This window comes from Arsukibacterium sp. (genome assembly GCF_033722355.1).
Taxonomy (GTDB): Bacteria; Pseudomonadota; Gammaproteobacteria; order Enterobacterales; family Alteromonadaceae; genus Alishewanella.
This window is the reverse complement of the sequence record NZ_JAWVZF010000012.1, coordinates 1-13,753: the sequence shown is the minus strand read 5'-3', so window position 1 is coordinate 13,753 and position 13,753 is coordinate 1. Positions and strand designations below refer to the sequence as shown.

12 protein-coding genes are annotated in these 13,753 nt (G+C 50.7%); 5 read left to right on the top strand and 7 right to left on the bottom strand.

The genetic code is table 11. The features are described from left to right. Positions 1 to 182: 182 nt before the first annotated feature. The gene (locus R3177_RS02695; RefSeq protein ID WP_318969519.1) at positions 183 to 1,730 is read left to right on the top strand and encodes a tetratricopeptide repeat protein; all 1,548 of its coding nucleotides are present in this window, start codon (positions 183 to 185) and stop codon (positions 1,728 to 1,730) included. A gap of 17 nt (positions 1,731 to 1,747) precedes the next feature. Here the strand turns inward: R3177_RS02695 and R3177_RS02690 are convergent, their stop codons facing one another. Beyond that, positions 1,748 to 3,079, bottom strand: coding sequence for an alpha/beta hydrolase (locus tag R3177_RS02690; protein WP_318969497.1), 1,332 nt, complete (start codon positions 3,077 to 3,079; stop codon positions 1,748 to 1,750). Between the two features lie 159 nt (positions 3,080 to 3,238). After that, a complete protein-coding gene (locus tag R3177_RS02685; protein WP_318969496.1) occupies positions 3,239 to 4,168 on the bottom strand; it encodes a M14 family metallocarboxypeptidase in 930 nt (309 codons plus the stop codon). A 250-nt stretch (positions 4,169 to 4,418) separates the two neighbouring features. On the opposite strand from R3177_RS02685, the gene R3177_RS02680 reads away from it, so the two are divergent. Together R3177_RS02680 and R3177_RS02675 are read left to right on the top strand one after the other, a co-directional pair. Further along, positions 4,419 to 5,390: a glutathione S-transferase family protein gene (locus R3177_RS02680; protein ID WP_318969495.1), complete on the top strand. Its 972-nt coding sequence runs from the start codon at positions 4,419 to 4,421 to the stop codon at positions 5,388 to 5,390. A gap of 95 nt (positions 5,391 to 5,485) precedes the next feature. Continuing rightward, on the top strand, positions 5,486 to 6,271 hold the full coding sequence (locus R3177_RS02675; protein WP_318969494.1) for a substrate-binding periplasmic protein: 786 nt from the start codon (positions 5,486 to 5,488) through the stop codon (positions 6,269 to 6,271). An 84-nt stretch (positions 6,272 to 6,355) separates the two neighbouring features. Here the strand turns inward: R3177_RS02675 and R3177_RS02670 are convergent, their stop codons facing one another. The 4 genes from R3177_RS02670 to R3177_RS02655 form a co-directional block, all read right to left on the bottom strand. Continuing rightward, positions 6,356 to 7,057 carry an alpha/beta fold hydrolase gene (locus R3177_RS02670; RefSeq protein WP_318969493.1) on the bottom strand — a complete coding sequence of 234 codons (702 nt, stop codon included), beginning with the start codon at positions 7,055 to 7,057 and terminating at the stop codon, positions 6,356 to 6,358. 100 nt (positions 7,058 to 7,157) lie between these two features. Then, positions 7,158 to 7,694: a DUF924 family protein gene (locus R3177_RS02665; protein ID WP_318969492.1), complete on the bottom strand. Its 537-nt coding sequence runs from the start codon at positions 7,692 to 7,694 to the stop codon at positions 7,158 to 7,160. 15 nt (positions 7,695 to 7,709) lie between these two features. Continuing rightward, the gene (locus R3177_RS02660) at positions 7,710 to 8,294 is read right to left on the bottom strand and encodes an ACP phosphodiesterase (RefSeq protein WP_318969491.1); all 585 of its coding nucleotides are present in this window, start codon (positions 8,292 to 8,294) and stop codon (positions 7,710 to 7,712) included. A 78-nt stretch (positions 8,295 to 8,372) separates the two neighbouring features. After that, on the bottom strand, positions 8,373 to 9,620 hold the full coding sequence (locus tag R3177_RS02655; RefSeq protein ID WP_318969490.1) for an FIST signal transduction protein: 1,248 nt from the start codon (positions 9,618 to 9,620) through the stop codon (positions 8,373 to 8,375). Between the two features lie 176 nt (positions 9,621 to 9,796). On the opposite strand from R3177_RS02655, the gene pbp4b reads away from it, so the two are divergent. Then, the gene (gene pbp4b / locus R3177_RS02650; protein WP_318969489.1) at positions 9,797 to 11,431 is read left to right on the top strand and encodes a penicillin binding protein PBP4B; all 1,635 of its coding nucleotides are present in this window, start codon (positions 9,797 to 9,799) and stop codon (positions 11,429 to 11,431) included. Positions 11,432 to 11,434: 3 nt separating this feature from the next. On the opposite strand, the gene R3177_RS02645 is transcribed toward pbp4b, so the two are convergent. Then, complete coding sequence (locus R3177_RS02645; RefSeq protein WP_318969488.1) at positions 11,435 to 13,225, bottom strand: ABC transporter transmembrane domain-containing protein; 1,791 nt, start codon at positions 13,223 to 13,225, stop codon at positions 11,435 to 11,437. Between the two features lie 132 nt (positions 13,226 to 13,357). Between R3177_RS02645 and R3177_RS02640 the strand changes: the two genes are divergently transcribed. Beyond that, positions 13,358 to 13,753: class I SAM-dependent methyltransferase (locus R3177_RS02640; RefSeq protein ID WP_318969487.1), on the top strand; the 396-nt coding region annotated here is incomplete at its 3' end.

Here is a 13,753-nt window from a genome sequence, read left to right as displayed (position 1 = left end):
GCGCGCCGATACCATTTCAGATTGCAGATTGTCAGCCTGCAAACTTTCAGTCGCTTTGTTTGGTGAATTTTACCAACCCCTGCTAGGCTTATCCGGTAACTGTTAAGCTGCTAAATTATCTTACATTAATAGTAGAAACGAATAACGGTACAGTGGGTGTAATCAGGGAGCCAAAATTGAACGTGGTCATGCGGTTTTTATCGGAGTTACGCCGGCGTAAAGTCATTCAAACCCTTATTCCTTTCCTGGGCCTGATTTGGTTGCTATTACAGATCATTGCCGTGGTGACCCCGTTACTTAATTTAAGCCCGTTGGTGGCTACCAGCCTGACCATCTTTTTGTTTGCCTGTTTTCCGGTTGTATTTTATCTGGCCTGGTATTTCGATATTACGCCCCAGGGCATCAAAGTTACCGAAGTCGACAGTGCTGCAGTCGCTAAACCACTGGGCATCAAATGGTGGTTCGGCTTTATCCTGGTATTTGCCGGCTCTATTATGCTTGGCTATCACTATTTTAGTAGTGCCCGTACCGATTACGCTAAAAAGACGGAAGGTCTGCTAAACAGCGTGAAAGCCAGTTCTATCGCCGTGCTGCCTTTTCGGGATCAGAGCCCCGATAGCGACCAGCAGTATCTGGCCGTCGGTGTTACCGAAGAGCTGGTCAACCTGCTTGGACAGGTATCTGGCTTCGAGGTAGCCTCGGCCAGTGCCGGCTTCAGCCTGGCCCGGCAAAACCTGCTGCCGGTTGATATTGCCAGACGGCTTAACGTGGACACCTTACTCAGTGGCAGTATTCATAAAATAGGCAATCAACTCCGTTTGCGGGTCGAGCTGATTAATGCCAAAGATGGCATGACGCTATGGAGCCAGAGTTTTTCGCGGGAATTACGTGACATTTTTGCAGTTGAAACCGAAATCGCCCGGGCGGTTGCCAACCTGTTGCAGGAGGGCTACCTTGCTGCCGGGGATCTGAATAATGTCAATAATACGGCCAGCACTGATGCTTACCTGATGTACCTGCGTGGCCGCGAGCAATACCGCTTACAAACCACGGAGTCTGTTAAAGAAGCCCGCAAACTATTTGAGCAGGCGCTGGCGCTCGACCCCGCGTATGCTATGGCTTATGTGGCGCTGGCCGATACTGTTATTTTGCTGGCAGAGGGCGGCGCAAGTTTCGGTGTATTAAAAGCGGATATTGCCGCCACCCTGGCAGAACAGCATCTGGCCAAAGCCCTCGTCCGTGCCCCCGGGCTTGCCGAGGCACATGCCGTACGCGGTTTGCTGCTGTTTTATTTGCAAGGTAATTATGATGCCGCATTGCCCGCGCTTGATAAAGCGCTAAGTCTCAATCCCAATCTGGCGCGGGCCCATTTATGGCGTTTTATCACTCTCGAGCAGCTTGGTCGCAGTCAGGATGCCTGGCAGGCTCTGCAACAGGCATACCGGCTCGATCCAGTCGCCATACCGCACCAATTCAATCTTGCCTTCAAACTGGCTGAACGTGGCGAAGTAGCAAGTGCTGAGCAGCACTATCAGCAGTTGATCGCCGATTTCCCCGCCTCACCACTTGGTTATATCGGGCTGGTTAAACTGGCGAATAATACGGTTGATACCTTAGCCCCCATCCTAAGTACTGGCAGCAGCAATCCGTTAATTACTGCTCAGGATCCGCAATTGCAACAGCAAATAAAAGCACTTGGCTGGCAGCAACAGTCTTCTGGCAGAGAGTAAAACTAACCTTTAAGCGGCTAGCGGCGAAGTTTAAACACACTGGCATCAATGCTGCGCTGCATTACAACCTGCAGCAGTACTGTCTGGTGCGGCGTAAATACCCAGTCAATATTATCCGGCTCCAGCTTTAAGCCGGCGGTTTCGGTAGCAGCGACACTGGCGTAGCCCACTGGCTGACGCGGTGGTTTGAAATGCGGCTCGGCATTAAAGCTGATATACAGCTTGTCAAGTTTATAACGTTGACGCAGCGTAGTAAGGCTGGTCAGATCAAAGTACAGATTGCGATAGGCATTATTGTCGCTGTAAGCATGTACACCGGACAAAAATTGCTGATACAGTTGCTGTTCAAATTTTTCGTCTTTTTTGCCGGTGCGGTAAAACTCAACAAAATAATCCTCTACGTTATTTTGCAGATGATCGGTTAGCTGGCTAATCACCTGACTGCGCTGCGGGCTATGCTTAGCAACATCGGGATCGAAGGCATTTATTTGCTGTTGCCAGCTAAAACTGCTGCCATCGGTCTGATAGTCAGCATCTTCTACCTGCAGAGCCCCGGCCAGAATTTCCCGGGTAAGCGGGTTTCTCGGGCCTTTGTCTTTGAATACCAGGGTACTGTGATTTTCATTGTCCAGAATAGCCATGGCAATGTCGCCATTACTCTGGCTGTAGCGTAAACTGCCCGGTAAGATGCATTGCTGTTCATCCAGAGCCAGCTGTATCCTCCTGCAGTTGAGGTTGGCGCCGCTAATCCTCACTGTCCCGTCCGAGCCCTGCTCATTAGCAATAGCACTGATGCCGGAATAGCCGCTATTGCCCGTCATCACAGTGGCTAAAATTTTGCCTGCGCCATACCAGTTTTCAGCGGCAAATAAGTCCTGAAAAGCCAGTTGCTGACTATAAGGTGAGGCTAATTCCAGCCCTTTTAAAATTTGTGTACCTGTTTGAAAACCAGGCTGCCCCCAGCCTTTTATGGCCCGGCCAAAAAAGCTGCGTCCCTTGTGGGCTAAATGCGAGCCAAAATTCGCCGGCGCCATCATCACAAAGCGTTTTACCGGATTGTGGCTGGCACTGTAAAACTGGGTAAGCCATTGCCTTGCCACTAAAGAGCCGGTGCTGTGCACCACCAGATCGACACTGCGATCGCGGGTCGGCAGCCCCATATCATGCCAGGCACGCTGCATAGCAGTGGCAAGATCGGTATAGGTGACATCGTCGTGCATTGACAGCCAGTCGCCCAGATGTAAATGCACAGTTCGCTTGTTGGGTAATTGTTTAATAAACTTACTAACAGCAACGAAAGAGCGACTATTGTCGCTCCAGCCATGCAGAATAATCACCGGGTTGTCCATGTTGTCTTCCTTGTTGCAAACCGGAAAACCAGACATCACCCGCAGCAGATGCAGATCTTGGTTAAAACTATTAACGCTCTCTTAAGTAGAATCAGCCAAAATTACGTAAAGCCAACTCAGTATAGCAAGCTTTATTGGCTGTGCACCGCCATGCCGATATTAATAGCCTTTCGTTTTTAAATAATCCAGCGCCGCAACAATCGCAGTAACCTGAGCGGCAATGCACTGCTCCGGGCTGGCACTCGGGCTGTCGGGGTATACTTCGGTGGTGGTGACATAGGGTGCGTCAGTAATACCACCGCACAAGCCCAAGGCTTTTTTCGGATAATTTACCACCCCATGCTGGCTGATCGGCTCACCAATTAAACAACCATTGGCATCGGCTGGCGCAATTTGCGTCACCTTGCTTACGGCAAGGTTGATAGCTTGCTGGAAATCAGCCGCTGGTTTTTCACTATCGCCCACTAAATAAAAGCCATCAGGAATATCCCAGTTTGTGTTTACCTCACCATCGCGTGCTGCTTTTGCCGGCCGGAACTCGCTGTTGTCCGAGTCGGTGGTTTCGTGTAAATCGATATGGGCCAGCACCGGCTGTTTTAGCTGTTGCAGAAAATTAACCACGGCTAAAGATTCAGCGACCGGGCTTGTGGCAGTAAAATTCCGGTTCGGATCAAGCGCCAGCGGATTCCAGCGGTTTATCGTTTCATAGGCCCAGGGGCTGATACAAGGCAGCACCACCAGATTAAAATGATCACTGTAATTTGCCGCTTCCGTTTGCAAAAAACGAATAGCGCCCTGCACACCACTGGTTTCATAACCATGCACGCCGCCGGTAATCAGTACCGTCGCTTTGTCTGTGGCTGAACCATTGCTAAACGCATACAGCGGATAGCAGTCTGAACCATACTGCCGGTAATCCAGCTCGCCATATTGTTGGCGGCTAAAGCCTGCTGCGACCTGCTCTAAGCGGTTAAGCACCTGCTGCTGATAACTGCGCAAAATTTGCTGACGGGCCAGCCACTGAGCATTTTCTGCCGGCCCCCATGGCTGTCCTGCTACGCCAATATCGTATTCCTGACTTTCCGTCATATTTTTATCTCCGTTTATTTCCGGCACTACTATGCCACTGCGACAGGGCTACGCTATCGTGTTTTGGCATTGCAGGCAATTTGCCGTCGGTATGTGCCCCGGCCTTTGCGTTTAGCTGTTCGCTGCGCTTTTGCCCACGGCAACGGTGTTTTCTAATTTGTCGAATAAACCTGCCACTATTATCAGATAGCCGCCAGCGTTTCTGTTGGCTACAGTTAGACTTATTTTAATGATTAAAAAGGAGTCTGACATGGGTTTACTGGTTAACGGTAACTGGCAGGATAAATGGTATGACACTGACAGTAACGATGGCGAATTCGAACGGGAAAGCGCGCAGCTGAGAAACTGGGTAACCTCTGATGGCAGTGCCGGCCCTGATGGCAAGGCGGGTTTTAAAGCAGAAAAAGGCCGCTACCATCTTTACGTATCGCTGGCATGTCCCTGGGCACATCGCACCCTTATTTTCCGGCAACTGAAAGAATTGACACCCTACATCAGCGTCTCTGTGGTCAGTCCCGATATGCTTGAACATGGCTGGGAATTTGATAAAAGCAATCACAGTACCGGGGACGACGTGTTCGACTACAAGTATCTGCATCAGATTTATACCCGTCATCAGGCGGACTATAGCGGCAGAGTTACCGTACCGGTGCTTTGGGATAAGCAGCAGAACTGTATTGTCAGTAACGAGTCAGCCGATATTATCAGAATGCTTAATTCTGCTTTTAATCATCTTACCGGCAATACCGATGATTATTATCCTGCGGCTTTAACCCAGGACATTAATAATATTAATGAACTGGTTTATCACAACATCAATAATGGTGTTTATAAATGCGGTTTTGCCACAAGCCAGCAAGCTTACGAGAATGCCTATCTGCAGTTGTTTGCTGCACTTGAGAAAGTGGAGGCAATCTTAAGCCAAAGCCGTTATTTAACCGGCGCTCAGATAACCGAAGCCGACTGGCGGCTGTTTACCACGCTGATCCGTTTTGATGCCGTGTACCACGGCCATTTTAAATGTAATAAGCAGCGGCTGGCCGACTACCCTAATCTGACCGGTTTTACCCGCGAACTTTATCAGTGGCCCGGGGTAGCAGATACCGTCAATTTTTATCATATTAAGCGCCATTATTATTTCAGCCATAAAACCATCAATCCAACCCAGATAGTGCCATCCGGACCGGACCTCAATTATCTGGCGGCACATGGCCGTGGCTGAGATTGTTCAGTAAATACTGAACAAAGCGCTATACTGTCAGCAGCAATAGGTATCGCAAAGATTTCAGACAATACCAGCAACGGGCATGGAACATAATGCGAACGGCGTTAATTTATGGTGGCTTAGGTAAACTGATGACAGTGCTGCTTGCCTGCAGCCTGTTTTTGCCAGGCTTTGGCTATAGCCTGCAGGCGAAGACCCTGCGGGTCGCGGTCGCTGACTACCCCCCTTACACCTATGTGCAGGATCAACAAATGGGTGGTGAGGGCTATCAGGCTTTTGAGCAAATTATGAACGAACTTGGCATCCAATACCGTGCCGAAGCCGTACCGAATTTCGGGCGATCGCTTATCGAAATGGAAAATAACCAACTTGATGCACTGCTGCTGGCGACAGAAAGCCCCGAGCGAAATGCACTGGCACAATACTCTATGCCGTTGTTTTTTACCGACTGGTCCTGGGTTTGGCTGGCAAAGCGGCATGATCTGCAACCAGGCAGTGCTGACTTTAAAAATGGGGCTATTGTTTCAGCCCAGAAAAACAGCAACATATACAGATGGCTGGCACTGCATAATTATCAGATAACACCGGGCACTACCGATATCAGAGGGTTATTTAACCTGCTTGACCATGGCAGGGTTGACGCCATTATGTTGCCCGCATTAACGGCTATCACATTAATAAATCAGGATCAGCGTAACACTGCCCAGTACAGGATCCATAATCATATTCAGTTGCCGATGGGAATTTATATTAGTAATACCTATCTTGCTGATCACCCGGATTTTATGCTGAAATTAAATCAGGCCATAAAAAACTACCAGAACGATATGAAATCCGCCGCCAACAATAACGTGGACATTGTCGCCCCCAAAAAATAATGCGTGTCAGTTAGTTAACCATCCGTACAGGCGCAGGCTCTGCCAGTGCAGAGCCTTTTAACATTATCAACGACAAAGAACTGATCATCTGATCAGATTATATTGGCGATCGGCCGTATCGGTTTGTAAGCCAAAATGTCCCAGACTATAGGTATAACTGGCATTCTCCCCCCAGATGCGGCTGCTGTGTACCCCGTAAACCAGACAACTGCCGGTGGAGCAGACTACCTGATCAATATTGCTTTTTATCGAATATACCCGCTGCCCAAACCGCACCCCGTAGATGCTGTCTAAAAAAGGGCTGGAGACTGACAGGCCAGCACTACCACAGGTCGAATTCCAGACATTAAACGGATAAACCCCACAGCTTAATAAGCCACGAAACGCACCGGCAATACCGACGAAGGCATCGACCTGTGACGCCACGCCCAACTTGTCAATTTGCTGTGCAGCCAACGTCGCGCCCATAGAATGCCCTATCACATCAATTTTACCGGTACAAGAGTTGCTTATCGCTGCTGTTATCGCATTACGGACCGGTGTTTCCTCACTGCCACTGTGATCATTACAGGCAGCACAGGTTTTCGAACCCCAGCTGGGCCGGTAGATATCTGCCGCCCGATAACCTTTGCTACGCAGATAATTATAGGTGTTATCCCAGCTGGCCGGGCTGGCAGTATTACCATGTACCAGAACAACGGCATCAGTACATGCCAGTACATTGGCGGTCAACAGCAATGCCAGGCTGGCAGTAAGTGGCAACAAGATTTTTTTTATTGTTATCATCAGACACTCCTCGGTTAGGTCTGGGACAACATAGCCAACTGGTTAAATTCTAACCATAACACTTTAGTGCTAGCGCTAAGCGCTAACTGCCCGGCCACAGTTAAAAACCTGAGCCAGGCTGTTTTAAAAATTCAAGCTCCTCCATCGTCGAACTCCTGCCCAGAATCGCGTTACGATGCGGATAGCGGCCAAAGCGGTCGATAATTGCTTTATGTTTTAATTCAAACTGATAGTTTGTATCAGGCGCATGCTCTTTATACAAAGTCTCGGCAAGTTGATGGATCGTCACCGATTCACTGTGCATATAAGGCAGCAATAAAAAACTGCGCTCATCCGCTGTCAGGTGCTGCAACGCATCTGCGGCAACCGCTTCCTGAGCTAAAACCAGTGCCATTGCATCCTGCGAGAAAGCTGCCGGGGTATCGCGGAATATATTGCGGGAAAACTGATCAAGCACAATAATTTCAGCCAGCCGGCCTCTGGCATCCGTGCGCCAGTGATACAGCTCACCCCGTGCGGCTTGTTGCAGTTGGTCTCCAAAGCGGTTGGCGATAATTCTGTCAAATTGCCAATCTTTCTCCCACCACTGGCTTGGGCTGATTTCGTTAAACCAAAAATCTAAAACGTGCTGTGGCATTATCATGTCCTTTAACTAGTGTTCCAGCGCCAACTGCCTGAGATGGCATTGCAACTGCGGATAAAACTGCAAAAAGTCCTGTTCCAGCCGGCTGTAACGGGGGCTGATTTCCTCGACAATACCGGCAAAGTTGTTCGCAAACCTGATCCGGCTGGCAATATGGTCAAGCGCCTGACCAACCGTTGCTAACTGCTGATAGCTGGCAAACCAGTCATTGCGGCAAACCCGTTGCATGGTGTCTCGCATCGTTGCAGGCATCAGCGGCATGGCATCGTTAAGTTGACAATATAAACGGCTTTTATAATCGGCAAACGGCTCGGCATAAAACTGCTGCCAGTGACGGATCAGGAAATGATCAAACAGCACATCCAGCGCCACTGCAGCAAAGCGCCGGCGCCTTGCCGAGAACCCGGCTTTTGCTGCTTTGACGATGGCATGCTGGTCAGTGAACCGGTCTGTTGCCCGGTGATTGTGCAAACCTGCCCTGACTTGTGGATGCAAACTGGCGGTATCTACGCCCTTACAAAAATCCCCTAACAGGTTACCCACCAGTGAGTATGAATTTGGCTTGGCTAAAACAGCGTGTGCCAGATAATTCAACTTAACCTCCTGTAAAGGTTTTCAGCCTGCCTTAATCTGTGCTACCAATTTACCATGGTATTCGCATCAGAGCAGCGCTTATCTGGTTAAAATAACCAGCACTCCGCTCCAGTCGAGCCCCCGGCTTTTACCGGCCTGAGGTGCTATTTCCACCCCACAATAAAATCCCAGTAACGGAATTCTGGCGGCATTTAACAGCCGCTGTACTTCGGCGGCGTCTTCCTGGCCTGCTATTGTCTGGCCGGCGTCAGTCACTGAATCAGGGTCAAACTGAGCAATCCGGCCAGCACAATCCATGTATATCGCTAACAGGGGTTGTTTACCATCCTGCTTAATGCGTGCCAGCAACGCCTCGGTACTGCTTCTGGCAGACGCCCGGCTCAATGCCGGACTGCGGCGCATTAACTGAATTTGCATGCCTTCATGCATATCGGGTTCAAATAAAATCAGCCCCTCATCATTAGGAAGCACGCCACTTATCAGACGGTTGCTGAAGGCATTTTCGCCGCTTAACTCTGCTGAATCAGCGGGAATACCCAGGCACAGCCGTCTGACCGGTGACTGACTTCGCCAGCTACCATTGCCAAATGCCTGATCGATAACCTCTACCGCGGGTTTACCATCGAGGGTATACAGGAACTGGCCAAAAATGCCGGTAATAGTATAGCGCTGCTCACTGAGTGGCTGACAACCATGCATTACGCCAATGTAACTGTGCAGATTACCACCAAACACCAGGGCACTGGCACTTTGCTGGGCAACTTTTTTGCCACAAAATTGTTGAGTATGACTAAAACCATGATCACCGAGCAGCCCTGCTCCTGCAATGGCCAACGGCACCGCCAGATTACGCTCTATACCCCGCAGCAGCGGCGCTGACGGGTTCATTACCGGTGCAACATTTTCTGAACCGGCAAACTTTACAGAATCATAAAGTAACAACAGTAAACTGGCATCTGACATTGCCGGCAGCGCTGAAGCTAACTGTTCACCGGCAATAAAAGGGCTGTTAAATAAACCGGTTGCTACAGCCATCTGGCAATAATTATCTTCAAATTTCAAAACAGCAACCGCAGCTGGATACCCCTGATAGCACAGTTGCTGGTTTGTGATTACTCCGACTGCCGATCCGCCAAATATATTAACATCCTGTCCCAATACCGCACGTAAGCCCCGGTAAAAAGCCAGGTGGTCCAGAGTACCACTGCAAAATGCCAGTACCAGATCAGCCTGACTGAAGCCGGCCTGTGTCATAGCATGTATCGCGGCCTGCTGACCGGCGCTAAAGGCATTTTCGCAATGACTGTAGCCTATTCCAACTTGCATAATCCCTCATCCTGCTGGCAAAGTGGCAATCTCTTCCTAATAACGAATATTACACACTATTAACTATTGCGGGAATAAGTTATCCAACAAGATTTCGGATTTCAGGACTAACTTGGTATAGTGAATTCATTTACAGCAGACAAAATCTGGCAGGCAAACGCGGTGAGACTAAGCAGATGCGGTTAATTATCGTGCTAATATTACTGGCACTGAACGGCTGTGCCGTGGCACCGGATAGCGTAATTGAACCAATCAGCCACCCTCTGACCGCAGCCGAGCAACTGGCGCTGGCCGAGCAAGCGGGGCAGCATGTCCTGCATTGGCCCGAGCAGCGAAGCAACCGGGAAGGTGTCAATAACCGGCGCCGGTTTACCCTGTGGCAGGGCCAGGGGGTGTTACTTATAGATATGCAACAAACAGCAATGGCAACTATTGCTGTTAATGGTCAGCGATTGCGGCTGCAACGTCCCAACCATGGCCAGCCGTTTAAAATAGATATTTCAGCCTTTACCCGGGACGGTGATAATCAGTTACAACTGATGTCAGTTTATCCGGCATCCACTCAGCTGACTATCGCCGTGCCTTATCCTGAACTTAGAACAGAACAGGACAATAGCATCAGTGATATCCCGCGTTTCAGTAAGGTTGACCAGTTAATTAACTCAGAAGTGGCGGCGGGTTTCCCCGGTGCGGTGCTGCTGGTGGTGAAAGACGGCCAGATTATTAAAGAAACCGCCTATGGCTATGCCCTGCGTTATCAGACAGATGGCTCAGCCGACCCTGCTGCCGAGCCAATGCAAACCACCACCTTATTTGATATTGCCTCTAATACCAAAATGTATGCCACCACCTATGCCATCATGCAGCTGGTCAGCAGTGGTATGCTGGATATTAACCGGCCGCTGACCGACTACCTGCCGGAATATCTGGGTGATGGCCGGGAACAGCGGCTGGTCAGCGATTTGCTGTATCACACCAGCGGTTATGCGCCTGAAGTGCACTTTCACCGGCCGGATAACAGCAATGGTCCGCTTTTTTACTCACTGAACAAAGCCTATACCCAGCAGTTAATGCTGGCTAAGGTTCCTTTTGTCAGCGAGCGGGCCACGACAGCCCGTTACAGTGACGTGAACTTTATGCTGCTGGGCCTGTTGATTGAGCGATTAACCGCTATGCCACTGGATCAATATCTCGAGCAGCAGTTTTACCGGCCGCTGGGGTTAAATAATATGCTGTTTAACCCGTTGCTCAAAGGCGTGCCCGCAAGCAGCATTGCCGCCACCGAGCTCGATGGTAACAGCCGGGGTGGCAGGGTCAGCTTTCCGGCGATCCGCCAGGGGGTGCTGCGCGGTCAGGTTCATGATGAAAAGGCCTTTCATGCCCTGCAAGGCGTCGCCGGTCATGCCGGGTTATTTGCCACTGCCCGCGATCTGGCCGTGGTAATGAGTGTGGTAGCGCAGCAAGGCGGCTATGGCTGGCAACGGTTTTTCAGCCCGGCAGTCGTGCAACAGTTTACCCGGCCCTCATCCTATGATCACCGCTTTGGTCTGGGCTGGCGCACGGCCGCCGGCGGCGACTTAACCTGGCACTTTGGCGCTTATGCCAGTGACTATGCCTATGGCCATACCGGATGGACCGGCACGGCAACCCTGATTGACCCTGCCCATAATTTAATGGTGGTGTTGCTTACCAACAAAAAACACAGCCCTGTCTCAGAGAATGGCAACAGCTATCAGTTTGCCGGGGATAGTTTTGAAACCGGCCGTTACGGCACCATTATGAGCCTGATTTATGAGGCTGTGCTGCAATAGCGATTAATCAGCACTGTCTGCCTTTAAAAATTGCAGCGCGGCCAGTTGCTGATACAGCGGACTGGTCTGCATCAGCTCACTGTGGCTGCCAGCAGCGATAAGCTGCCCCTGGTCCAGTACCAGAATACGATCGACATGCATTACTGTGCTGAGCCGATGGGCAATAATTAAGGTGGTTTTGCCTTGCATCAGCTTTGCCAGCGCTTGTTTTACCTCATGCTCGCTCGCCGCATCCAGTGCACTGGTCGCCTCATCCAGCAACAGCAAAGGCCGATCAGCCAGAATGGCCCGGGCAATGGCAATCCGCTGTTTCTGGCCTCCCGATAAACGGACACCCCGCTCTCCCAGCTGACTGTGATAGCCGTCTGCTAACTCCCGGATAAAACCGTCAGCCTTGGCAGCCTTACAGGCAGCGATAACCTGCTGTTCGCTGGCATCAGGCTGGCCATAACGGACGTTCTCCAGCACACTGGTTGCAAAAATCACCGCATCCTGGGGCACCAGTGCAAACTGAGCCCGCAAGGTAGCAGGTTTGAGCGTGCTGATATCAATACCATCAAGTAAAATCCGGCCCACTGGCAGATTATAAAACCGCTGCAGCAATTGAAATATCGTGGTTTTGCCTGCGCCACTTGGTCCGACTAATGCCACCCGCTCCCCGGGCTTAATGTGTAACTGAAGCCGGGTTAAGACGGGTTTGTCCGGCAGCTGAGGATAATAAAAACTGACATCATCAAATATCAGGCTACCTGTTATCGGTTGCGTTAATGTCGCCGGCATTGCCGGCGCCGTAATTTCTGCCGGCATAACCGATAACTCTATCAGCCGTTCGGTAGCCCCGGCCGCCCGCTGAATTTCACCAATCACTTCACTGATCGTAGCAACCGCGCCCGCGACCACCACCGCATAAAATAAAAAGGCAGTCAGCTCACCGGCAGTGATTCTCCCAGCCAGTACATCCAGCGCGCCTGCCCAACCGACCAGCGTGACTGCACTGATACTGAGCAGCATCACTAGGCCAATCAGTAACGCCCGGTAGAAAATCCGCTGTTTTGCTGCCGTCATTACCTGTTCAATTTTGCCGGCAAACACCTGCTGATCTATTGCTTCATGGCCGTAAGCCTGCACGGTGTGAATTTCATGCAGGCTCTCATCAACGTGGGCGCCAATATCGGCCAGCCGATCCTGACTGGCCCTTGCTAACTGCCTGACTTTGCGTCCCAGCACAAAAATCGGCACCAGCACCAGCGGCACGGCCATTAATACCAAACCGGTCATCTTTATACTGGTAAATGCCATCATCACCACGCCGCCACTGGCCGTGACAGAGGATCGCAGCGCCATAGACAAACTGGAACCAACCACGGTTTGCAGCACAGTGGTATCGGCAGTAAAACGGGAAATGACTTCACCGGTGCGGGTTTCACTGTAAAAGGCCGGTGATAACTGCAACATATGCCGGTATACATGGTTGCGGATATCAGCACTGACCCGCTCTCCCAGCCAGGTCATCAGGTAAAACCGGCAGAATACGGCACTGGCACTGACACCGGTGATCAGTAAAATCAACAGCATAATGGTGTTAAGGCGCTGCCTGTCACCTTCGGCAAACCCCTCATCAACCAGCAGGCGAACCCCCTGCCCCAGCGCCAGCCAGGCCAGGGCGCCAATCAGTAAAAACACCATGGCCGCCACAACCTGCCAGCGATAAGGTGCTAAAAAGCCGGCCAGCCAGGGCAGTACGGCCGCTGTCCTGCCGCTACGGTTAGTGCTGTTATCCGGGGTATTATCCAAAATAGTTTTCCTGTTTTAACCTAATCTGACATGCCTCATCATACTTGATGAGCCATGGCAGAAGTAGCTACGCAATATCGCTGATTTGCTATATGATGCGCCACCCGAATTCAGTGCCCCGACTTTGCTGCTATGATATCACCCCATGCCTTATATACCGATTTGTCGGGCTACTATGACTTAATGTGTTGTGATATCAACTACCACGCACAAAGCAGTACCGTGCACCGGCTTAATAAAATGCTGGGCAACGGCGCTTACCGGCATCTTGACTTAGCCTGCGGTACCGGGCCCCATATCCGCCATTTTCTCGATTTGGGTTACCAGTGCTCTGGCCTGGATCTTAATCAGCCGATGCTGGAGCTGGCCCGGGCACGCTGTCCCCAGGCCAACTTTATGCTGCAGAACATGTGTCACTTTAGCCTGGAACAGCAGGTAGATCTGATTACCTGCTTTTTATATTCGATTCATTACAGTGCCAGCATGCAGGCATTACAACACTGTATTGCCAGCGTATATCAGGCGCTG